Genomic DNA, 20972 nt, shown 5'->3' with positions numbered 1-20972 from the left:
ATCAGTGAAGGAGCCACAGCGGCATGGTGTTCAAAAGGCTGCTCGGGGCGATGGGCGCAGGCGGCCCCTCGGTGGACACGGTTCTCGACGGCGGCGCGGTGGCGCCCGGCGGAATCCTGTCGGGACAGGTCCATCTCCAAGGCGGTGGTACGGACGTGGAGATCGAGCACATCGGGCTCGATCTGATCGCCCGGGTCGAGGCGGAGCACGAGGACGGGGAGAGCGAAGGCGCCCTCGTCTTCGACCGGTTCACCGTCGGCGGCGGTTTCCGCCTCGGCGCGGAGGAGCGGCGCAGCGTCCCGTTCAGTGTGCCGCTGCCGTGGGAGACGCCGGTCAGTGAGCTGTACGGACAGCCGCTGGGCATCGTGCTCGGGGTGCGGACCGAGCTCGCCGTGGCCGGCGCCAGGGACAAGGGGGACCTCGATCCGCTCACGGTGCGGCCGTTGCCGGTCCAGGAAGCGGTGCTGGAGGCGCTGGGCCAACTGGGGTTCGGCTTCCGGTCGGCCGACCTGGAGTACGGCCACATCGGGGGCACGGGGCAGCAGTTGCCCTTCTATCAGGAGATCGAGCTGGCCCCCGCGCCGCAGTACGCGCACGCGGTCAGCGAGATCGAGCTGACCTTCCTCGCCACAGCCGGCGGCATGGAGGTCGTCCTGGAGGCCGACAAGCGCGGCGGTCTGTTCGAGTCCGGGCACGACGCCCTCACCCGGTTCACGGTGAGCCACCATGACGCCGCCACGCTCGACTGGAACAGCGAAGTCGACGGCTGGATGAGGGAGTTGGTCGGGCACCGGGCCTCGTACGGCTCGCACGCCTCGTACGGCCACGACGATCCGTACGCCGCGGGCAGCGCGTACGGGCACGCGCCGGGCCACGGCGGGCACGAGGGCCGTCACTCCGGGCCCGGTGTGGGGACCGCGATCGCGGCCGGCGCGGCGGGGCTCGCGGTGGGTGTGGTGGGCGGCCTGGTCGCGGCCGAAGTCGTCGACGAGGTGGGCGACTTCTTCGAGGGCGACGACGAGGAGGGTGAGGACGACTGAGTTCCCGGCGGTGTCCGTACCGGGCGGCCGTGCGCGCCGGCCCGGTACGGACACCGCGAGCGTCAGCGCGTGGCGCCCGGCGCGTCGGCCGTCGCGCGCGGGGCGGCCTGGCCGGTGGCGTCACGGAGAGCGTCCGCGGCCGTCACCCGGTGGGTGTCCGGCTCGGGGGTGGCCGCGGGATTCTCGTTCTTCATCGCCTTGGCCTCGCTCTTGAGGATGCGCATCGACTTGCCGAGCGCACGGGCGGTGTCCGGCAGCTTCTTCGAGCCGAACAGCACGACGAGCACGATCGCCACGATCAGCAGGTGCCAGGGTTCAAGTCCGTTGCGGAGCATCGCGCGCCCGCCCTTTCTCGCGTCGGTCGACGGCGCGTCCCGTGGGCCGCCACCACCAAGAAGATTGCCACTTTGCGCAACTGTACAACCATGGGTTCGGGCCGGACGGCCTCGGCTCGTGCCGCCGTGTGCGGGACTCGGTGACCGAGGGCTGCGGAGCGGGTCAGGACCGGCGTTCGTAGATCCGCCGGGCGACCGTCAGGGCGGCCGCGTAGAGCGCCAGGACCGTGGCGAGCAGGGCGTAGCAGAGGGGCGGGAGCGGGATCATGCCGAGGAGTCCCCCGAGCGGGGTGAGCGGGACCAGCAGACCGGCCAGGGCGAGGGCTCCCGCCGCGGCGCCGACCATCCCCGGCCGCCGGCGCCCGGTGGAGGGCGAGGTGACTCCTGGACCGGCGATGCCGGGCGTTCGGGCGAGACCTGTGCGCAGGACCAGCATGACCAACGCCTGGGTGGTGAGGTTCTCGCTGAACCAGCCGGAATGGAACGCCGACGATTCGTCAATGGCGTCCGGCCCGTGCAGGGCGAGCGCGAGGACGGCGAAGGTGGCCAGGTCGGCGACGGCGTTCAGCAGGCCGAAGCCGGTGATGAAGCGCAGGAACCGGCGTGGGCGCAGCGAGGCCGGGCGGCGCAGGGCGTCGGGGTGCGGCCGGTCGTAGGCGAAGGCCAGTTGGGCCGCGTCGAAGCACAGGTTCTGCGCCAGTACCTGTGCCGGGAGCATCGGTAGGAAGGGCAGCGACAGCCCCGCGGCGAGCATCGCGACGACGTTGCCGAGGTTCGAGGAGAGCGTGACGCGCAGATACGTGGCGACGGTGACGCCACTGTGCCGTCCCGCGGTCACCGCGTGGTCGATCGCCGCGAGGTCCTTGTCGGCTAGGACCACGTCCGCGCTCTGCCGCGCCACGTCGACGGCGTCCCAGGGAGCGATCCCGACGTCGGCGATCCGCAGCGCGGGCAGGTCGTTGACGCCGTCGCCGAGGAAGCCCACCGTGCGCCCGTCGGCCCGCAGCGCGGCGATGATCCGGGCCTTGTCCTCGGGGGCGCAGCGGGCGAAGACGGTCGTACGGCGGACGACGGCGGCCAGTTCGGCGCCGGCCAGGCCGTCGAGTTCGTACGCCGTGCGTACCTCGCCCGGTTCCAGCCCCAGGTCACGGCAGGCGCGCCGCGCCGTGCCCGGATGGTCGCCGGTGAGCACCCGTACGGAGATGCCCCGGCCGATGAGCCTCCGCAGGGCTTCGGCGGCGGTCGGCGCGAGCGCGTCGCGGAAGGTGACGAAGCCACGGAAGGTGAGGCCGCGTTCGTCGGCGGGCGTCCAGTCGCGGCGGCGGGCGAGCCGTTCGGCGGTGGCGACCGCGAGCAGTCGCAGGCCGTCGTCCGCCTGACGCGCGGCGAGCCCGAGCAGCCCTTCCCGCTCGTCCTCCGCGAGGTCGCACCGTCGCAGTACCTCCTCGACGGCCCCCTTGACCACCAGCGTGTGCACGCCGAGGCGGCGTGGACGGCGTACGACGGCGGTGGCAAGCCGGCGGACCGGATCGAAGGGCAGCGCCGCCACTCCGTCGTACGCCTCCGCCACTCCGTCGTACGTCTCGGCTCCGCCTTTCCCAGGTGCCGTCTCCGCGGCGGCGGCCTCCAGCAGCGCGCCGTCCAGGGCGTCCGGCGCGGGCAGTTCGGCGAGCTGGAGGGTCCACCAGGCGTTGACGGCGGCGAGGCGCAGCACCTCGGGGTCGTCGGTTCCGAACGCGTTTACGGCCCGCTCGACGACCGGCCGGTCCTGGGTGAGGGTGCCGGTCTTGTCCAGGCACAGCACGTCGATCGCACCGAGGTCGTGCAGAGCGGGCAGCCGCTTCACGATCACGCCGCGGGTACGGGCCAGCAGCGACGCGCCCCGCGCGAGGCTCGTGCTGACGATGACCGGCAGCATCTCGGGTGTCAGCCCGACGGCCACCGCGACGGCGAACGGCAGGGTCTCCAGGCCGCGTCCGCGCAGCGCGGCGTTCGCCATCAGCACCAGCGGCGGCGTGAGCAGCATGAACCGGATGAGGACGAGGGAGACGCTCGCCACGGACCGCTCGACGGCACTGGCCCCACGGCCCCGCGGCCCGCTCCGTCCCGCCTCCTCACGCCGCGCCCGCCCCCGGAGGACGCGGCGGAGCCGCGCGCCACCGCGGGCCGCCGCGGAGCCGGCCTCCGCGGCGTGGGCGGCCGCGGCGTGGGCGGCCGCGAACCTCGTCCGGGTCCCGGTCGCCAGCACGACCGCCGTCCCGCTGCCCGTCACCACGCTGCTGCCCTGGAAACAGAGGTGCCCCCGCGCGAAGGCCCCCGCGCGGTCTCCCGTCCGGTCTCCCTCGTGATCGCCGGTGCGGTCCCCCGCGCACGCGGAACTCGGCACGTCGGCGGCGTTCTTGGTGACGGCCGCCGACTCACCGGTCAGCGCCGACTGACGCACGCTCAGGCCGTTCGCGCGCAGCAGTCGAACGTCGGCCGGGACCAGGTCGCCCGCTCCCAGCCGTACGACGTCACCGGGGACCAGTTCACCGACCGGGATGTCCCGGGCCGTCGGCGGGCCGTCGGGGTCGGCGCGCCGGACCACGGTCGCGGTGTCGGCCACCAGTCGGCGCAGCCCGGCCAGGGACCGGTCGGCCCGGTTCTCACCGGCCGCGCGCAGTACGCAACTCACCGCGACGAGCGCGAGGATGACGCAGGCCGTACCCCAGGCGGCCACCGTGGCGGACACCAGGCCGAGGCAGAGCAGCACCGCCGTGAAGGGGTCGCGCAGACTGCGCGCGGCGAGGCGCGGCCAGGACTCCGTGTCCCGGACCGGCACGGTGTGCGCGCCGAAACGGAGCAGACGCGCGGCGGCCTCCGCCTCGGTCAGGCCGCGCGGACCACTGTCCAGGCGCCGCAGAACCTGGAGCGAGGTCAGGCTGTCCGGGGGCTGCGGGTCTTGAGGGTTCTGGGAGTCCAGCGGGACTTGCCGGTCTTGCGGGCTCTGCGGGCTCTGCGGGCTCTGCGGGCTCTGCGGGCTCTGCGGGCTCTGCGGGCTCTGCGGGCTCTGCGGGCTCTGCGGGAAGGGTGAACTCGGTGTACGGGGGGTACTGGACGCGCTCGGCACACTTGACGTGCTTGACGTGCTTGACGTGCTTGACGTCGGTGACACCGTCAGGCACCGAAGCCACGCAGCCGCGGCCCCGCCCCCTGGGCGGGCAGCCCGGACCCGTCGGACCGGTCGGCCCGGTCCGTCAGCTGTCCGACCATGAGACGTACGACGGTCACCACGTCCGGGTCGTCGACGAAGTAGACCTGTCGCCTGCCCTCGCGCCGGGACCGCACGAGGCCGGCGAGCTTCAGCTTGGTGAGGTGCTGGCTCACCGCGGGCAGCGCCCCGCCGACCCGTTCGGCGAGGCCGGTCACGTCGCTCTCGCCCTGCGCCAGCGCCCACACGATGTGCAGCCGTGCCGACGACGCGAGCAGCCCGAAGGCCGAGGCCGCCTCCGCCAGCACCTCGGCGGACGGATCGTCGAAGCCGCCGACCTCTGTCGCCACCGTGTCTTCCTCCCCCTCGCCGGGATCGTCTCGCGCGCACCGGTCCGGCCGCCATGTGAACCGCCCCAGTCTAGGGAGCCCGGCCGGCGGAAGAAGCCGTACGGGGTCCGACCGGGCCGGTCAGGACGGCAACGGGCTCGTGGCGGCCGGACGCCGACTGTCAGTGCCGGGGTGCAGACTCACGGTCAGTTGCCTTATGCCTGGGGAGGACGCCGTGTTCACGGGGATCGACGAGGTCGCCTGGGCCTCCGATCTCGTCGCGGTCGTCGTCGCGCTCCTGAGGGCGAGATCCCGGCGGCCGCGTCCCGCGGACCTGCCCGAGCGCCCCGGCACCGACACACTCATCGGTCAGCTGCGCCGCCTGCGCCCGGCCGACGAGGAGGGCGCGCGGCTCCTGCGGACGCTGCACACCGGGCTCGGCGGGCGCACGGCCGACCGGATCGCCCTGCTCAAGGGGCAGTTGACGAGTGAGGCGTCCGCCGACCGGTGCAACGCCGTGTGGATGTCGGCCGGGCTCTTCCGCGAATGGCGCGGTTCGTACGAGGAGCCGGTGGCCCTGATCGGCGAGCAACTCGGCATGGGAGAGGAGCGGTTGCGGGACGCCGCCGTCCCGGTCCTGGAGGATCTCTTCGGACTGGCCCGACCGGCTGCCGACCGCCTCGCCGACCTGGTGGCCGCCGGTCCCGAGCACTCGATACGCCGGTGGAAGAGCGGGGTGCCGACGCTGGGCGGCCCGCTGAGGGCGCTGGCCAGGGCCGGGGACCGGCGAGCGGTGCCCGCGCTCGCCGAGGTGCTGCGCGGACCGGTCGTGCCGTACGACACCGGTTACGCGATCCGGCATCTGGGACCGGCGGCGCAACCGCTCGGCCCACTGCTGCGCGCACGGCTCGGCGAGATACCCGTCGACTCTCCCGACGTGTACGACCGGGCCTCGCCGCTGCTGTTCGCACTCGGCGGGCTGCGGCACGCGGACGCGCTCCCGGAGGTGCTGCGGCTGTTGCACGGCATGCCGGCCGAACTACGCCGCCGGGACTGGCTGGTGGAGGCGATCACGCGGACCATCGGCGCGTTCGGGCCGGCGGCGCGGGAGGCGACACCCCTGCTGCGCGAGCTGCTGGACGGCGGGAACGCGGTGACGGCGGCGGCCGCCCTCTGGTCGGTGGAGGGCGACACCGAAGCCGTACTCCCCGTGCTGCGAGAGGAGTTGACGCGTGGGGAACATGCCCGCGCGAGTGCCGAGGCGCTGGGCCGGCTGGGTCCCTCGGCGGGCGCCGCGTCGTCCGACCTGCGCCGCCTGGCCGGGTCGGACGATGTGTGGCAGCGGGTGGCGGCCGCGGGGGCGCTGTGGGACATCGCCGGGGATCCGGCTCCGGTCCTCGCGGCACTGCGTCCCGCCTGGGAACGCGACGCGCACACCCGCGGGACGCTGGCCGCGTGTCTGGGCCGAATGGGTCCGGCCGGCGCACCCGCCCACGATCTGCTCCGTGCGGAAGTCGCCGCACCGCGACGGCACCGGGCGCGGTCCGGCGGGTACGGCAGCCATGACATCGTCGAGGACGAAGGACTGCTGCGCGCCTGCCGGACCGCCCTGGGGAGCGTCTAGGCGTATCGCGGAAGTCCCGCCCGCCTCACGACGCCCGGCACGCACCCTCCCGCGCCCGAGGGGGCGTGTCTGCGGCCGTGCCGACAGACGTGCGGCGGACGTGCGACAGACGTGCGGCGGACGTGCTGACGGGCGTGCGACGTACGTGCGGCGGACGTGCTGACGGGCGTGCGGCGTACGTGCCGTAGACGCCCGTCCTCAGCCGGTCTTCCGTCCCCACAGCGGCCCGATCCGCTGCCACTCCTCGTCCCACCGGTCCATGCGGCGCCGCTCCATGTGTCCGCGCAGGAGCCGTCCGCCGATGAACGGCACGCCGGCGGCGCTCACTCCCATCAGGATGCCGACCAGCGAGGCGCGCAGCCGGGCCTGCGAGGGCGAGGCGGGTCTGGTGACGAGCCGTCCGTCGTCGTCCGTCCACACGGTGACCGGGGTGCCCGCGCGACTGCCGACGGAGACCCGCGCCTGGCCGGCACGCGGCGAACCGTCCGCCGCGGTCCAACGGACCTCCGCCCACACGATGTCGGCGCCGGTCGCCGACGCGGTCGGCTTCGGCACGTCGTCGGCGAGCAGCGCCAGGACCGAGTGCCACTCGGTGCGCTGCCGGGCCAGCCCGTGCTCCACGGACTGCGTCGCCAGCAGGCCGACCAGCACCCCGCCGAGCACGGTGAGCGCTCCGGCGACGAGCACGATCCAGGCCTCCAGGGCGTCACTGCGACGCCGCAGCGGATTGCGCCGCCATCTCCACAGCCACGCGTTCGGAACCTTCGGACCACGGAATGCCGCCATCAACGGCGTCCTCCTCACGACCGTACGGACATGCCACGTCGCCCTCCCATACGGGCTCGGCCCCTCCGATGCTCACAACGAGACCGGCGACACGTCCGTTCCGGCGCTCCCCGCCCTCCACCCCGCCGCCGAGGAACCGTCGGCAGGGGCCCTCGGCGTTCGCTGTCGCCTGGTGGCCCGCGGCGACACCGGGTCAGCGGGGACTGTCAGTGCCGCGGTGCAGACTGGCGGATGTCTGGGACAACGTCGTCGTCGTGGAGGTGATCGCCATGCCCGAGGCACTGTTCGTCGTGGGTGCACGCGGAGAAGCTCTCATCGGTCAGGGGCGCCGCCGCGCCGCGGAGTTCGGCCGGTGCGCGCACAAGGTCCCGCCGGACGCGGCCACTTCGGTCTCGGGAGGACCGGCGCGGCGGGGCGACCCGCCGGGCGACGCCCGCCCATGGCGCGGACCCGGCGGTCGCGTACTCCGGGGACCTCGGCGGCGAGGTGCGCGCGTCGGTCGTGAAGGCCGTCACCGGGCGACCTCGGGCCATCGGTTGATCTCCGTCGCGTGTACGGCAGTAGGGTGACGCCCGTGGCACCACGACCCTTGCATGAAATCGTCGAAGCGGGCTGGGCGAAAGCCCTGGAACCCGTGGCCGGGCGGATCGCCGGGATGGGGGACTTCCTCCGTGCGGAGATCGCCGCGGGGCGCACCTATCTCCCGGCCGGACAGAACGTCCTACGGGCCTTCCAGCAGCCCTTCGACGAGGTCCGCGTCCTCGTCGTCGGGCAGGACCCCTATCCGACCCCGGGGCACGCCGTGGGACTGTCGTTCTCGGTGGCGCCGGAGGTGCGTCCGCTGCCGGGAAGTCTGATCAACATCTTCCGGGAGCTGAACACGGATCTGGGGCTGCCCCAGCCGTCCAACGGCGATCTGACGCCCTGGACCCGACAGGGCGTGCTGCTGCTCAACAGGGCGCTGACCACGGCCCCGCGCAGCCCGGCCGCCCATCGGGGCAAGGGCTGGGAGGAGGTCACCGAGCAGGCGATCCGGGCGCTGGCCGCGCGCGGACGTCCACTGGTGTCCATCCTTTGGGGCCGTGACGCCCGTAACGTGCGCCCGCTGCTGGGCGACCTGCCCGCCGTGGAGTCCGCGCATCCCTCGCCCATGTCCGCGGACCGCGGCTTCTTCGGCTCCCGCCCCTTCAGCCGCGCCAACGAGTTGCTGAGCGGCCAAGGAGCGCAGCCGGTGGACTGGCGCCTGCCCTGACGCACTCCGGCGTGCCCGGCCGGGTCCCGGGAGTGCCGGTCCGCGCCGGGCGCCCGGTCCGTCCGGGCAGGCCAGGGCCCAAGTCGGCCTCACCCGGGGCCCGTTCACCGTTCATTCACGACGCGGTCATGTCCGGCAATACTGATCATTTCTGATCCACACGTAACTCATCCGACAAAAGCGGACGGAAACCGCTCACCTGCACCCTCCCCGAACAGGGGAGCCCAAGAAACCAGTAACATGCGGCGCCATGAGCTCCCCCACTGGGCCCGCGTCCGGCCTGCCAGTACGAATGCCGCGACCCCGCCAGCCCGGACGGCACCGCCGCCCGGAGCCCCTGGCGGCTCCCGAGGGCGCGCCCGCGCTCGTCCTCGCGGTGCCGGGCACCTCCAGCGCCGCCACGCGCAGCCTCGCCGAGGAGGTCGTGAGCATCGCGCGCTCCGAGCTGCCCGGCCTCGACGCCCGCATCGGGTACCTCGACGGGGACGACGCCGACTTCCCCACGCTGCAGTCCGTCCTCGCGCGCGCCGCCGAGGAGCGCACCGCCCGCTTCGAGCAGGCCCGTGCCGCCGGCGCCGACGTGTCCCAGCCCGACGGGCCCGTCGCCATCGTGGTGCCGCTGCTCGCCGGTCCGGACAACGCGCTGCTGCGCCGGATCCGCCAGGCCGTCATGGACAGCCGTGTCGCGGCCGATCTGACCGATGCCCTCGGTCCCCACCCGCTGCTCGCCGAGGCGCTGCACGTACGGCTGTCCGAGGCGGGTCTGGCGCGCGCCGACCGCGCCCGGCTGTTCACCGTGGCCACCGCCGCCGACGGCATCATCCTCGCCTCCGTGGGCGGCGAGGAGGCCGTGCAGGCGGCCGGCATCACCGGCATGCTGCTCGCCGCGCGCCTCGCCGTGCCGGTGATGGCGGCGGCCCTCGACGAGGAGGGCGCGATCGCGGCCACCGCCGAGCAGCTGCGCGGCTCCGGCTCCCAGCAACTGGCGCTCGCGCCGTACCTGATCGGCCCGGAGATCGACGCCGGTCTGCTGGACGAGGCCGCCAAGGAGGCGGGCTGCTCCGCCGCCGAGGCGCTCGGCCCGTACCCGGCGATCGGCAAGCTCGCGCTGGCCAAGTACACGGCGGCGCTGGGCATCGCCCCTCAGCAGCCGCAGGGCGCGCCGGTCCGCTGACCGGCCCCGTACCACCTCTCGCACTCCGAAGGGCCCGCTCCTGATCCCCAGGAACGGGCCCTTCCGTCTCTCTCTGTCCTCGCAGGCACAGACGGCCACGCCCGTCCTCACACCCGGCCACGCGAGGCTCCGCCCACGCGTGCGCGGAACCTCGCGCCCAGCCATACGGCCGGTGGCCTGCGAGCCGCACGACCGATGACCGGTAACCGGGGAGCCGCACGACCGGTGACCGGTGACCGGTCAAGCGCACTGCCCGTGACCGGTGGCCGCTCAAGCACACGGCCGTCGACCGTCAGGCACACGGCCGTCGACCGGTCAGCCGCACGGCCGTTGGCGGTCAGCCGAAGACCACGCAGGACGCCGCAGGAACCGGCACCGAGCCGGCCCGTCGCGGCACCCCCGTGTCCGGGTCGACGGCGAACCAGGTCACGTCCCCCGAACGCTCGTTGGCGACGTAGAGGAAGCGGCCGGACGGGTCGAGGGCCAGCGCACGCGGCCAGACGCCCCCACAGGGCACCGTGGCGACCAGCCGCAGCCCCTCGCCCGTCGCGTCGGGCATCAGGACGGAGACGGCGTCCTGACCCCGCGTGGCGGTCCACACGAAACGGCCGTCGGGCGACACCACGATGCCCGAGGGGTACGCGTCGCCGTCCGGGACACCCGTGAGCACCGGCGTCTCGCCGACGGGCCGCAGCGAGCCCTCCAGGGCGTTCCAGCGGCACACGGTGACGGTGGGCGCGAGTTCATTGAGCACGTACGCGTGTTCGCCCCGGGGGTGGAAGGCGAGGTGGCGGGGTCCGGAGCCGGGGCGCAGCGCGAACTCCCGGTGCAGCGCGAGCCTGCCGCCCTCCAGCGTGCACACCCGCACGGAGTCCGTACCGAGGTCGACGCTCACCGCCCAGCGCCCGCTCGGGTCGGACTGCACCTGGTGGGCGTGCGGGTCCTTCTGCCGCCGGGTGTGCGGTCCGGAACCGGTGTGCTGGAGCACGCTCGCGGGGGCGCCGGCCAGCGTGCCGTCGGCGCGGACGGGCACGGCGGTGACGCTGCCGGAGCCGTAGTTGGCGGTGAGGACGTGTCCGGCGAAGACGCTGAGATGCGTCGGACCGCTCCCGCCGACCGGCACCAGGGGTCCGGCCGGCTCCGGCTTGTCGCCGCCGACGCGGTACGCGGCCACCGCGCCGTCGGCCGTCTCGCTGACCGCGTAGAGCATGTCGTGGACGGGCGACAGCGCGAGGTACGAAGGGTCGGGCACCCCGTCCACCGTGCTCAGGAGGGTCAGCGCGCCGCTGTCGCGGTCCACGGCCGCGGTGAGGACTCCCGGACCCCCCGCCGCCGTGAACGAGCCGATGAACGCCCGCTGTTCCCGCCTGCCGCCGTCTGCCACTGCCGACCCCTCTCGGTCCCCGCGTTGCCCGGGGCCGACGGTAGCAGTCGGCGGCGTGCGGTCTAGACCAGGACCTCCCCTCCGCCGCCGCTCGCCCGATCGTGCGCCTCGGGGTGGTGCACGTACGCGGGTCGCTGCTCCAGCGTCTCGTAGGTGCGGTGGAAGACGGGTGTGGCGCTGCCCGAGATGGGCGGCACGATCCACGACCAGTCGGCGCCGACGCGACGGCCCTTGCGCTCCTCACGGCCGAGGTGGGTGAGGAAGTGCCGGGACTCGGTGTGGTGGTCGGTGACGGTGACGCCCGCGCGGTCGAACGAGTACAGGACCGAGCGGTTGAGTTCGACCAGCGTCCGGTCCTTCCACAGGGAGCGGTCGGTGCGGGTGTCGAGGCCGAGGCGCTCGGCGAGGAACGGGAGGAGGTCGTAGCGGTCGGCGTCGGCGAGGTTGCGCGCGCCTATCTCGGTGCCCATGTACCAGCCGTTGAAGGGGGCCGCCGGGTAGCAGATGCCGCCGATCTCCAGACACATGTTGGCCAGCGCGGGCACGGCGTGCCAGCGCAGCCCCAGCGAGCGCCACCAGGTGTGTTCGGGGTGTTCCAGCCGTACTTCGCGCACCGCGTCGTCCGGCAGTGTGAACCAGCGGGGCCCCTCACCGGCGCCCTGGACCACCAGGGGCAGGACGTCGAAGGGGGTGCCCGGGCCGCCGGGCCAGCCGAGCCGCCGGGCGAGCGCGGTGAGGCCGGCGTTGCGCGGGTCGCCGGTCACGCTCCCGTCGGGGCGCGCGTAGCCGGCGTAGCGGATGAGCTGTTCGTTCCAGATCCGCGGGCCGGGGAGCCCCGGCCCGTCCGGCGCGAAGACCGTGATGAGCGCCCGGATACGGCCGTCGCGGGTGGCCTCCCGCAGATGGTCCGCGGAGGCGTCGGCGACGTCCCGCGCCGTCCGCACCTCCCTGCGGTCGCGAACGCGCAGGGAGTGCCAGTACAGGCGCCCGATGCACCGGTTGGCGTTGCGCCAGGCGACGCGGGCGCCGAAGACCAGTTCCTCGGTGGTGTGGCGGTACGTGCCGGTCTCCGCGATCTCCGCCCGTGCGGCGGCGATACGCCGGGACGGGTCGCCGAGGCGTTGCTCGGTGTGCCGGAGGGTGAGGAACTCGGCGGCGGCGCCGAGCAGTTCGTAGGCCGTCCGCCCGGGGCTCGTGAGGGTCCGTTCCGTCGCGCCGGGTGTCCCGGGGCCGGTCCACGGCACCGTTCGCTCCGGGCGCGCCGCCTGCACCGGACAGGAGCGCGCCTCGGCCGTCCGGCCTCCGTCCGCCAACCGGCCGCGGATGTCCGGCACCGGCACCGGCGCCGGGGCGGAGACCGCGGCCGGGGCGGAGACCGGGACCGGGGCGGAGACCGGGACCGGGGCGGAGACCGGGACCGGGGCGGAGACCGGGACCGGGACCGCCTGGTCGGTGACCGTCCCGTCCGGGAGGGTGCGAGGTTCCGTGCCGGCCCGTGCCCGCGGCGGGCGGGGTTCCGCGCGCTCCGTCGGGTGACCACCGGGAAGCCGGCCTCCGGGGCCTTCCGGGAGCCGATCCGGGTGACCGCCGGAGAGCTGGTCCGGGCAGCCACCAGAGGGCTGATCCCGGCGAGCGTCCCCGTGGCGGTCCCGGTGGACGTCGGAAAGCCGGTCGCGGTGGATGCCGGATCCCCGATCCCGGCGGACGTCCGAAACCCCCTCCCGATGTATATCGGAACCCAGATCCCGGTGGACGTCCGGAAACCCCTCCCGGTGGACGTCGCGAAGTCCGTCACGGCGGACGTCCGAAACCCCCTCCCGATGAACATCGGAACCCTGATCCCGGTGGACGTCGCGAAGCCCGTCCCGGTGGGCGTCCGGCTCGTCGTCGGGCTCGCCGTCCCGCCGCGGTCCGATCAGGAGGCGGTCCAGCCATCCGCCCGGCCCGCCGGGCACCTGCACGCTCCCTTCGTCCGCGAAGCGCTCACCGTCTCCGGTTCCGCGCGACCTGTCCCGCATGGCGCCACCCCCAGCGGCTCCGTCCGCGGGCCGCTCCCCGACGGTCCGCGGCTACCGTGCGTCTGATAGCCGCGGGGTTACCCGGGCCGCGCGGTGATCCACCATCCAGGTGGCCTGTACATCCGCCCGTCCGGGGCACCGATGCTTCCCCCGGCTCATGCCGGACGCACATGCCGGGTCAGGCACGCGCGAGCCGGGAGCCGCGCAGCGGCGCGGCCAGCTCGACCAGCGCCCGTTCCAGGCCGTGCAGGTGGGCGAGCGCCTGCTCGGCGCCCGGGTGCAGGCCCGGCACACCCGGGTCGACACCCGGGGCGCGCCCCGGCACCGCTCCGACCAGGGACTCCACCGCCGCCTCCACGCGTCGGCAGGCAGCCGTCAGACGGGCGTCGTGGGACGCGTCCGGGTCCCCGGCGACGGCCGCGAGACCGTGCGCCTCACGGGCGCAGTCGTCGAGCAGCGCGAGCACCTGACGGGCCCGCGCCTTGCGCCCGCGCATCGGGTTCAGGGGATGCACCAGGGGCGCGAGAGCCATCCGTACGCGCCCCAGAAGTGCTTCGAGCTCCCCCGCATGGGGTGCGGGGTCCGCGGACTCGTCGCCCGCGAGTCGCGCGGCCGCCGCCGCGGTGCAGCCGTGCACCGCGTGCAGGGCCCGCTCGACCCAGCGGTCGGTGACCGTGTGCGTGGTGAGAGGAAGGACCAGCGCGACCGCGAGCGCGGCGCCGAGCGCGCCGACCCCGGTCTCCGCGAGGCGCAGCACGATCAGACCCGGGTCCAGCACACCGAGCAGACCGTAGAGCGATTCGGCCATCAGCGTCACCGCGAGCATCATCCAGGTGTACGAGACGGCGGCCGCGTAGAAGATCCCGAAGACGCACACCGCGACGAGAACGGTGCTGGGGACCGGCGCGCCGTGCAGGGGCAACGCGACGACGAGGCCCAGGACCATGCCCAGCACCGTGCCGAGGACCCGGCGGAAGCCGCGCACCAGCGTCTCGCCGCGCGAGGCGGTGTTCACGAAGATCCACCAGGTGGCGCCCACGGCCCAGTACCAGCGGTCCCCGGACAGCCACTGGCCCACCACCAGCGCGAAGGCGGCGCCCACGGTCGCCTGGAACGCCTGACGGGTGGTCGGCCTCGCCCACCCCCTCCCGTGCGGAGCGGGGGGCGTGGTGCCGGGCGGCAGCCGCCTCTCGAAGCACCACAGGCCGAAGCGCACCAGCGAGGAAGCCAGCAGGGAGAGCAGCACCGCGACGTACAGCCCGGCCAGCTGCCGGGGAACGGCATGCAGGAACTGCGTCATGAAGAAGGTCATGAACGCGAACACACCCAGGGAGTGGCCGCGCGGCCCCCAGCGCCGCGCGTACACGCCGGCGCCGACGACCGCGAGGAAGACCAGGTCCCTCGCCACCGGATGGCCGTGCAGCACGGCGGCGACGGCGAGGACGGGGAAGCCCACGACGGGGAGCAGGGCCGTCGTGACGGCCTGCCCCCGCACGGTCGCGTCGGTCACCGTGAAGAGGGCCAGCAGCGCGGCGAGTCCGCCGGCCACGGCTCCCACGAGCCCCCGGCCCGCCAGGCCGCACAGGGTCACCGCCAGGCCGATGCCGAGGACGGCCCGGGAGGCGTTGCGCAGCCGCAGCCGCCCCGGATCCGGCGCCATGAACACCCTCTTGAGCACTGCCCCGCCCTCTCACCACCGCCCGGCCGAACCGGCATGGAAAAGGCGCCGCGGGATTCCGCAGCGCCGTCGATAAGGACATCAGACCATCCATGGCTCACCTGGCTCAACACGGGTCGGATCTGGTGAACCATTGGCCCACTCGAACCACCTCGCACTGTGCCACGGATGAACCAACGGACCACCCGGTGGACGACGTGTCACTCGACGGGCAGGTCCGGCCGCACGAGCGTGCCCGATCTGCCGTGGACGATCTCGTACGCCGCGTCCAGGGCGCCGATCGCGGCCGGTCCGCCGGTGCGCTCGACGAAACGTGCGGCGGCCTCGGCCTTCGGACCCATCGGGCCCCCGGTGAAGCCACCCCCGCGCAGCTCGCCGGGCGTGGCGCCGAGGAGGGGCCGCTGCCCGGGGGTGCGGTAGCCGGAGTACACGCAGGGCACGTCGGTGAGGATGAGCAGGAAGTCGGCCTCCAGGTCCTCGGCGAGCAGCGCCGCCGTGAGGTCCTTGTCGACGACGGCCTCCACGCCGGTCAGCGCGCCGGTGTCCCGGTCCGCGGTGACGGGTACGCCTCCGCCGCCGGCGCAGATGACGAGTGTGCCGCCCGTCAGCAGCTCATGGACAATGTCGGTCTCGCACACCCGCTCGGGCTCCGGGGAGGGCACGACGCGACGCCGGCCCGTGCCGTGCGCGGCGAAGTGCCAGCCGCGCCCGGCGGCGAGAGACGACGCCACGTCCGGTGGGTACACCTGGCCGACGAACTTCGCGGGGTGGTCGAAGGCCGGGTCGTCGGCGCGCACGAGCGTGTGGGTGACCAGTACGGCGATCCGGCGGCCGGGCAGGGCGTCGTGCAGGCTGCGGGCCAGCAGGGAGCCGATCATGCCCTGGGTCTGGGCACCGAGGAGGTCCAGCGGGTAAGGGACGCTCAGGGCGGGGTCGGCCGCGCTCTCGGCGGCGAGCAGGCCGAGCTGGGGTCCGTTGCCGTGCGTGATGACGATCTCGTGCTCGTGGGCGAGGGCGGCGAGCGCGGTGGTGACCCGGTCGACGTTCGCCTCCTGAACGGCCGCGTCGGGGCGTTCACCCCGGTGCAGCAGGGCGTTTCCGCCGAGCGCCACGACGATGCGCATGGGTCTGTCCTTCTCGGGGCCGGTCGTTCCCGGAGGTTCGGGCCCTCGGAGACTCAGAGGCTCAGAGGGAGAGGTCCGCTCCGTACGCCGTGCGTCCTCCGACGAGTGCACGGCCGGTCACCAGTTCGGGTTCGATACGGATGAAGACGTCGCGGGGCGAGGCCACCCAGGAGCGGGGGCCGGTGCGGGACAGCCTGCCGTGCTCGGCCGGGTCGGTCACCACCGTCGCGCGGCCGGTGACGACGACGCTCCAGCCGGAGCGCGCACGGACGTCGACCTCGTCCGCCTCGAAGGCCACGACCACGCCGTCGACCGCACGGGCCAGATCCGAGTCCGCCGCGGTCCGCACCAGTACGGCGGAGTCGGCGTCCAGGGAGAAGTTGAGCGGCAGCACCGCGGGCAGGGCGTGGCGCGTGTGCACGATACGGCCCAGGGGTGCCCTGACCAGCAGGACGAGACACTCCTGCCGGCCCAGTTCGCGGAAGCCGTCGTCGGGATACATCACCCGTCAACTTTGATCCGGCGTCCGGAGATGTCGGCGGTGTCGATGGACAGCCACACCAGTCCCTCCCCGCCCACCCAGGGAGCGCTGTACGCGAGTTCCTCCAGCCTGCGTACGGCGGCCGGGTCCGTCACCGTACGGGCCCTGCCGCGGACGAGCACGCTCCAGCCCTGGCTCAGCGCCTCGTCGATGTGGTCGACCTCGAAGGCGACCAGGGCTCCGTCGGCGGCGGCCGGTATCGAGCCGGGCGCCGTCCTGCACACCACCGCGCCGTCCACGACGCTGTAGTTCAGCGGGCCGATGTACGGGCCGCTGGGCGTGTCCACGGCCAGCCTTCCGACACCGTGCGTCGACAGCCGGGCCCGGCACTCCTCGGTGTCGAGCACCATCAGTTCGGGGTGGCGGGCGGCCCGGCCGACACCGGGCGGCAGATCGGCGCCGCCGCCACGCAGGGCCGTCACGCTGGTCCCCAGGACGTCGGCGAGCCGGATGAGCACGCCGATGCCCGGTGCGGCCAAGGGCTGGTCCTCGATGTACTTGATGTAGCCGGGTGCCGTGCCCGCCCGGGCGGCCGTCTCCTCCCTGGTGAGGCCCAGTTCCTCACGTCGTTGGGCGATACGGCGCCCGATGTCGCCCTGCGCGCTGTCCGCTGCCGGTGACAGCGTGTTCGACGGGATCTCTTGGGACATGGCCTTCACTTCTTCTCTTCCTGCCGGGAGGCCCTGGTCGTCTCTTCCTGCGGGGACTCCGGCCGTCGCTTCCTCCGGGAGGCCTTGGTCGTCTCCTGTCCCGGGGGCCCCGATCGCCGTGACCGACCGTGCGGAGCCCTGCTCGTCTCCTGCCCTGGGGCTCCGATCGTCGTGACCTACCGCCCGGATACGGAAGTGCGGGGCGGCCTCGTACGTCCAGCGTGACCGCGTGCGACGCCGTCCGCTTGGGCCGGTCGGACCCCATCGCCGTACCGGACGGGGCAGGCCCCCGCGCGGCCACGGCGAACGGCGAACAGGCCGGCGGGCGGTCGTGCGGGATCACCTCGACCGGTGACCGGCACGTCGGCGAGGGCCTGACCGGTCACCCCCGGTCCGGGGGGCGCGCACGGCCCGTGACGGAGGTGCCGGCCGATGCCGTGCGGCCCGGTCCTCGGGGCCGGGTGGCCCCTGGCATCGGCCGCGGGACGGGGAGAGTGTGGATGCGGTTCGGCCGCGCGTCAGGAAGACACAGCAGCACGGAGGAGACAAGGACATGAACGCTTCTCCCACATTCACCCAGCCGCGGGCACTGCCCGTCGAACACCGCGAACATCTGATGCGTCTCGCCCGTGACGTGTCGTTCCCCCAGGGAACCCGTCTCTTCGAGGAGGGCAGGCGCGCCGACCGGTTCTGGATCATCCGGACCGGCACGGTCGCGCTCGACCTGCGCGTACCGGGTCGTCGCGCGGCCGTCATCGAGACGCTCGGACACAACGAACTCATCGGCTGGTCCTGGCTGTTCGCGCCCCACGTCTGGCATCTCGGCGCCGAGACGACGAGCCCTGTGCGCGCGTTCGAGTTCGACGCCGGGGAAGTGCGGGCCATGTGCCAGGACGATCCGGCACTGGGACTGGCGGTGGCCGAGTGGGTGGGGGACACCGTCGGCCGTCGGCTGCGGGCGGCCAGGACCCGGCTCCTGGACCTGTACGCGCCCTACGGCAGTGGCCCGTTCGGCTGACACCGTCACTCCCCGGAGGCCGCGACGCCGGGGTTGGACCGGTCGGCCCTGGCGCGGCCGGCCCCGGAAGACGATGATCGTCGTCACGGCCCGCTCGTCGTCCGGGGCGCGGGTCCTCCCGGGAGCGGTCCGAGACCCGCGGTCCGCCGTCCGCCGTCCGCCGTCCGCCGTCCGCCGTCCGCCGTCCGCCGTCCGCCGGGGAAAACGAACGAAGGGGTCGTCATGGCCGAGGCGCGTGCCTTCACGGAACAGAACCCGATCCGGGTCTTTCTGCTGGACGACCACGAGGTCGTACGCCGTGGCCTGACCGATCTCCTGGACGCCGAGCCGGACATCTCGGTGGTCGGTGACGCGGGCAGCGTGGAACACGCGCTGGCGCGCGGCCCGGCCCTGCGTCCGCACGTGGCGGTGCTCGACGTACGCCTGCCGGACGGCGACGGGATCAGTGTCTGCCGCGAGCTGCGCGGTCGGATGCCGGAGCTGGCCTGTCTGATGCTGACGTCCTTCGACGACGAGGAGGCGCTGCTCGACGCGATCATGGCGGGTGCCGCGGGCTATGTGCTCAAGCAGATCAAGGGCTCCGACCTGGTCTCGGCGGTGCGCACGGTCGCCTCGGGCCAGTCGATGCTGGACCCGACCACGACCGCCCGGCTGATGCGGTCGCTGCGCGCCGACCCCACCGGGAAAACGGCGCTCGCTCCCGAGCTCGCCGGTCTCTCGCCCCGTGAGCGGGACATTCTCGCCCTCATCGGGGACGGGCTCACCAACCGGGAGATCGGCGGGAAGCTGTATCTGTCCGAGAAGACGGTGAAGAACCACATCTCCCGGCTGCTGGCCAAACTCGGTGTCCAGCGCCGTGTCCAGGCGGCGGTCCTGGTCAGCCACCTGGAGAATCCGGATGCCCCGCGCCGCTCCGCCCGCTGACCCCAGGTCCGGCAGAGGCGCGGAACTCCCCCGACGCGCCCGCGCACCCGTCTCAGACGCCCCCCGTGGCCCCGGCCGTCGGCGCGTCGGTCGGGGCAACGGGCACCCGCCACACCAGCCGCGTACCGCCGCCCTCCGGCCTCTCGCCGAGTGTCAGGGACCCACCCAGGGCGACGGCACGCTCCTCCAGGTTCCGCAGCCCGCTGCGTCCGGCCCCGCGAGGCACCCCGCGGCCGTCGTCGGTCACCGTGAGCGTCAACTCGCCCCCGCCGCACCGGAGCCGGACGTCCACGGCCCGTGCCCCGGAGTGCCGGGCCGCGTTGCTCAGCGCCTCTCCGAGCACCGCGACGGCGTGGTCGGCGATCTCGCCGGGGACGTCGGTCTCCACGAGCCCCTCGATCCGCAGGGCGGGCGAGAACCCGAACGAGGTGGCCGACGCCGTCACCGCCCGCGAGACCCGGCCGCGCAGCCCGCCGCCCTCGGCGGTACCGGCGCCGTGCGCGCGCAGACCGAAGATCGTGGACCGAATGATCTTGATGGTGTCGTCCAGGTCGTCGACGGTCCGTGTCAGCCGCTCCCTCCCCTCGGGGTGCTCCATGAAGCGCTGCGCGCTCTGCAGCGTCATCCCCGCCGCGAAGAGCCGCTGGATCGCCAGGTCATGGAGGTCGCGGGCGATGCGGTCACGGTCCTGGAGCAGCGCGATCTGTTCCGCGTCCCGGCGGCGTTCGGCCAGTTCCAGGGCCAGGGCGGCCTGGTCGGCGAACCCGAGCAGCGGCCCGGTGTCCGCGTCACCGAACGGCACGCCGCCCGGCGCCCGCCCCAGCAGCAGCACTCCGCGCGCCATTCCGCTGGTCCCCAGCGGCACCGCCACCACGGGCCCGAGCCCGGCCCAGGGGGCCGCGTCCGCGCCGGACCTGGCGTCGTGCGTGATGTCGGCGCTGACCACCGGCTCGGCCGTGGCGAGCGCGGCTCCCACGAGGCCGTTCCGGCAGGACAGCACCAGGCCGCCGCGCTCCCGCGCTCCGAGGCCGACCGCGAGTGCCGGGCGCAGGGCCTCCTCGCCCGGCACCCGCTCCGCGATCATCCCCATGTCCGCGCAGACGATCTTCCGCGCCTCGTCGATGATCAGTTCCAGCACCTCCGCTCCGGGCGCGCCGGTCAGCAGGACGCTGGTGACCTTCCCGCTGGCCCGCTGCCACCGCTCGCGCAGCCGCGTCTCCTCGTACAGCCGCGCGTTCTCGATGGCCACCCCGGCCGCGACCGCGAGCGTCGACAGGACCGACTCGTCCTCGGCGTCGAACTGAGTGCCGCTGCGCTTCTCCGTGAGGTAGAGGTTGCCGAACACCTCGTCGCGGACTCTGATCGGCACTCCGAGGAACGAGTGCATCGGCGGGTGGTGGGCGGGGAAACCGTACGACTCCGGGTGCCGCGAGAGCTCCGGCAGGCGCAGCGGCACCGGGTGCCGGATCAGCTCGCCGAGGAGCCCGTGCCCGCTGGGCAGCGCCCCGATCCGCGCGCGCCGGTCCTCGTCGATGCCGACGGTCAGGAACTCGGACAGTTTCCGGTCGCCGCCGATCACGCCGAGTGCCCCGTACTCGGCGTCGACCAGCACCACGGCGGCCTCCACGATGCTGCGCAGCACCTGCGGCAGGTCCAGCTCCCGTCCGACCGAGAGGACGGCCTCCAGCAGGCTGTGCAGGCGGTCCCTGGTGCCGCGCACCGCGTCGATACGCACCTGCAGCTCGCCCAGCAGCTCATCGAGCCGCAGCCTGGGCAGGTGCTGCCCGGGCCCCTGGGTCCCGTCCCCGTTCATCGCTTCCTCCGACCGACAGGGCAGACAAGGCAGACAAGGCAGCTCGGACCGCTTCTCGTGTCTTCACGGTACTGTCCGGGGGCCCCGCTCTC

Annotated in this window: 17 protein-coding genes; 6 read left to right on the top strand and 11 right to left on the bottom strand. The window is 73.9% G+C overall.

Going from position 1 to position 20972, the window contains the following annotated elements; genetic code table 11:
• The first annotated feature begins 23 nt into the window (after window positions 1–23).
• Window positions 24–1040 (top strand): sporulation protein, encoded by a 1017-nt coding sequence (locus tag GFH48_RS35220; RefSeq protein WP_153292110.1) that lies wholly within the window; start codon window positions 24–26, stop codon window positions 1038–1040.
• A 62-nt stretch (window positions 1041–1102) separates the two neighbouring features.
• Here the strand turns inward: GFH48_RS35220 and tatA are convergent, their stop codons facing one another.
• The 3 genes from tatA to GFH48_RS35205 form a co-directional block, all read right to left on the bottom strand.
• Complete coding sequence (gene tatA, locus GFH48_RS35215; protein WP_153292109.1) at window positions 1103–1375, bottom strand: Sec-independent protein translocase subunit TatA; 273 nt, start codon at window positions 1373–1375, stop codon at window positions 1103–1105.
• A 163-nt stretch (window positions 1376–1538) separates the two neighbouring features.
• Window positions 1539–4484: an HAD-IC family P-type ATPase gene (locus GFH48_RS35210; RefSeq protein ID WP_407698681.1), complete on the bottom strand. Its 2946-nt coding sequence runs from the start codon at window positions 4482–4484 to the stop codon at window positions 1539–1541.
• Between the two features lie 47 nt (window positions 4485–4531).
• Complete coding sequence (locus GFH48_RS35205; RefSeq protein ID WP_153292108.1) at window positions 4532–4915, bottom strand: ArsR/SmtB family transcription factor; 384 nt, start codon at window positions 4913–4915, stop codon at window positions 4532–4534.
• A 214-nt stretch (window positions 4916–5129) separates the two neighbouring features.
• Here GFH48_RS35205 and GFH48_RS35200 point away from each other — a divergent pair, with 214 nt between their 5' ends.
• Window positions 5130–6518: a HEAT repeat domain-containing protein gene (locus tag GFH48_RS35200; protein WP_153292107.1), complete on the top strand. Its 1389-nt coding sequence runs from the start codon at window positions 5130–5132 to the stop codon at window positions 6516–6518.
• 198 nt (window positions 6519–6716) lie between these two features.
• Here GFH48_RS35200 and GFH48_RS35195 read toward each other — a convergent pair whose 3' ends face one another.
• Window positions 6717–7304: an Rv1733c family protein gene (locus GFH48_RS35195; protein WP_153292106.1), complete on the bottom strand. Its 588-nt coding sequence runs from the start codon at window positions 7302–7304 to the stop codon at window positions 6717–6719.
• 574 nt (window positions 7305–7878) lie between these two features.
• Between GFH48_RS35195 and GFH48_RS35190 the strand changes: the two genes are divergently transcribed.
• Window positions 7879–8556, top strand: coding sequence for a uracil-DNA glycosylase (locus GFH48_RS35190; RefSeq protein WP_153292105.1), 678 nt, complete (start codon window positions 7879–7881; stop codon window positions 8554–8556).
• A 250-nt stretch (window positions 8557–8806) separates the two neighbouring features.
• On the top strand, window positions 8807–9730 hold the full coding sequence (locus GFH48_RS35185) for a sirohydrochlorin chelatase (RefSeq protein WP_153292104.1): 924 nt from the start codon (window positions 8807–8809) through the stop codon (window positions 9728–9730).
• A gap of 337 nt (window positions 9731–10067) precedes the next feature.
• Here the strand turns inward: GFH48_RS35185 and GFH48_RS35180 are convergent, their stop codons facing one another.
• The 6 genes from GFH48_RS35180 to GFH48_RS35155 form a co-directional block, all read right to left on the bottom strand.
• Window positions 10068–11114: a lactonase family protein gene (locus GFH48_RS35180; protein WP_153292103.1), complete on the bottom strand. Its 1047-nt coding sequence runs from the start codon at window positions 11112–11114 to the stop codon at window positions 10068–10070.
• Window positions 11115–11176: 62 nt separating this feature from the next.
• Window positions 11177–12283 carry a nitric oxide synthase oxygenase gene (locus GFH48_RS39550; RefSeq protein ID WP_228121442.1) on the bottom strand — a complete coding sequence of 369 codons (1107 nt, stop codon included), beginning with the start codon at window positions 12281–12283 and terminating at the stop codon, window positions 11177–11179.
• 1027 nt (window positions 12284–13310) lie between these two features.
• Complete coding sequence (locus GFH48_RS35170) at window positions 13311–14810, bottom strand: FUSC family protein (protein WP_153292101.1); 1500 nt, start codon at window positions 14808–14810, stop codon at window positions 13311–13313.
• Between the two features lie 200 nt (window positions 14811–15010).
• Window positions 15011–15934, bottom strand: coding sequence for a carbamate kinase (locus GFH48_RS35165; protein ID WP_153292100.1), 924 nt, complete (start codon window positions 15932–15934; stop codon window positions 15011–15013).
• Between the two features lie 61 nt (window positions 15935–15995).
• On the bottom strand, window positions 15996–16436 hold the full coding sequence (locus GFH48_RS35160) for a pyridoxamine 5'-phosphate oxidase family protein (RefSeq protein WP_153293264.1): 441 nt from the start codon (window positions 16434–16436) through the stop codon (window positions 15996–15998).
• Entirely contained in the window at window positions 16436–17125 is a 690-nt protein-coding gene (locus GFH48_RS35155; protein ID WP_153292099.1) for a helix-turn-helix domain-containing protein, read from the bottom strand. The genes GFH48_RS35160 and GFH48_RS35155 overlap by 1 nt, the downstream gene beginning before the upstream one ends.
• 553 nt (window positions 17126–17678) lie before the next feature.
• Here GFH48_RS35155 and GFH48_RS35150 point away from each other — a divergent pair.
• Both GFH48_RS35150 and GFH48_RS35145 read left to right on the top strand, forming a co-directional pair.
• A complete protein-coding gene (locus GFH48_RS35150) occupies window positions 17679–18143 on the top strand; it encodes a cyclic nucleotide-binding domain-containing protein (RefSeq protein WP_153292098.1) in 465 nt (154 codons plus the stop codon).
• A 222-nt stretch (window positions 18144–18365) separates the two neighbouring features.
• Window positions 18366–19067, top strand: a complete 702-nt coding sequence (locus tag GFH48_RS35145) for a response regulator (RefSeq protein WP_153292097.1) — start codon at window positions 18366–18368, stop codon at window positions 19065–19067.
• A gap of 52 nt (window positions 19068–19119) precedes the next feature.
• Here the strand turns inward: GFH48_RS35145 and GFH48_RS35140 are convergent, their stop codons facing one another.
• On the bottom strand, window positions 19120–20880 hold the full coding sequence (locus GFH48_RS35140; RefSeq protein ID WP_194280766.1) for a sensor histidine kinase: 1761 nt from the start codon (window positions 20878–20880) through the stop codon (window positions 19120–19122).
• Window positions 20881–20972: the final 92 nt, after the last annotated feature.

Origin of the sequence: Streptomyces fagopyri, assembly GCF_009498275.1 — a bacterium.
Lineage (GTDB): Bacteria > Actinomycetota > Actinomycetes > Streptomycetales > Streptomycetaceae > Streptomyces > Streptomyces fagopyri.
Note: the sequence above shows the minus strand (reverse complement) of the source record. Positions and strands in the feature narration are given on the sequence as shown.

Bases quoted from the DNA above. Each gene is read 5' to 3' on its own strand.
- GFH48_RS35145 (WP_153292097.1), top strand. From the start codon at position 18,366: ATGGCCGAGGCGCGTGCCTTCACGGAACAGAACCCGATCCGGGTCTTT.
- GFH48_RS35220 (WP_153292110.1), top strand. From the start codon at position 24: ATGGTGTTCAAAAGGCTGCTCGGGGCGATGGGCGCAGGCGGCCCCTCG.
- tatA (WP_153292109.1), bottom strand. From the start codon at position 1,375: ATGCTCCGCAACGGACTTGAACCCTGGCACCTGCTGATCGTGGCGATC.
- GFH48_RS35185 (WP_153292104.1), top strand. From the start codon at position 8,807: ATGAGCTCCCCCACTGGGCCCGCGTCCGGCCTGCCAGTACGAATGCCG.
- GFH48_RS35155 (WP_153292099.1), bottom strand. From the start codon at position 17,125: ATGTCCCAAGAGATCCCGTCGAACACGCTGTCACCGGCAGCGGACAGC.
- GFH48_RS35150 (WP_153292098.1), top strand. From the start codon at position 17,679: ATGAACGCTTCTCCCACATTCACCCAGCCGCGGGCACTGCCCGTCGAA.
- GFH48_RS35140 (WP_194280766.1), bottom strand. From the start codon at position 20,880: ATGAACGGGGACGGGACCCAGGGGCCCGGGCAGCACCTGCCCAGGCTG.
- GFH48_RS35195 (WP_153292106.1), bottom strand. From the start codon at position 7,304: ATGGCGGCATTCCGTGGTCCGAAGGTTCCGAACGCGTGGCTGTGGAGA.
- GFH48_RS35160 (WP_153293264.1), bottom strand. From the start codon at position 16,436: ATGTATCCCGACGACGGCTTCCGCGAACTGGGCCGGCAGGAGTGTCTC.
- GFH48_RS35165 (WP_153292100.1), bottom strand. From the start codon at position 15,934: ATGCGCATCGTCGTGGCGCTCGGCGGAAACGCCCTGCTGCACCGGGGT.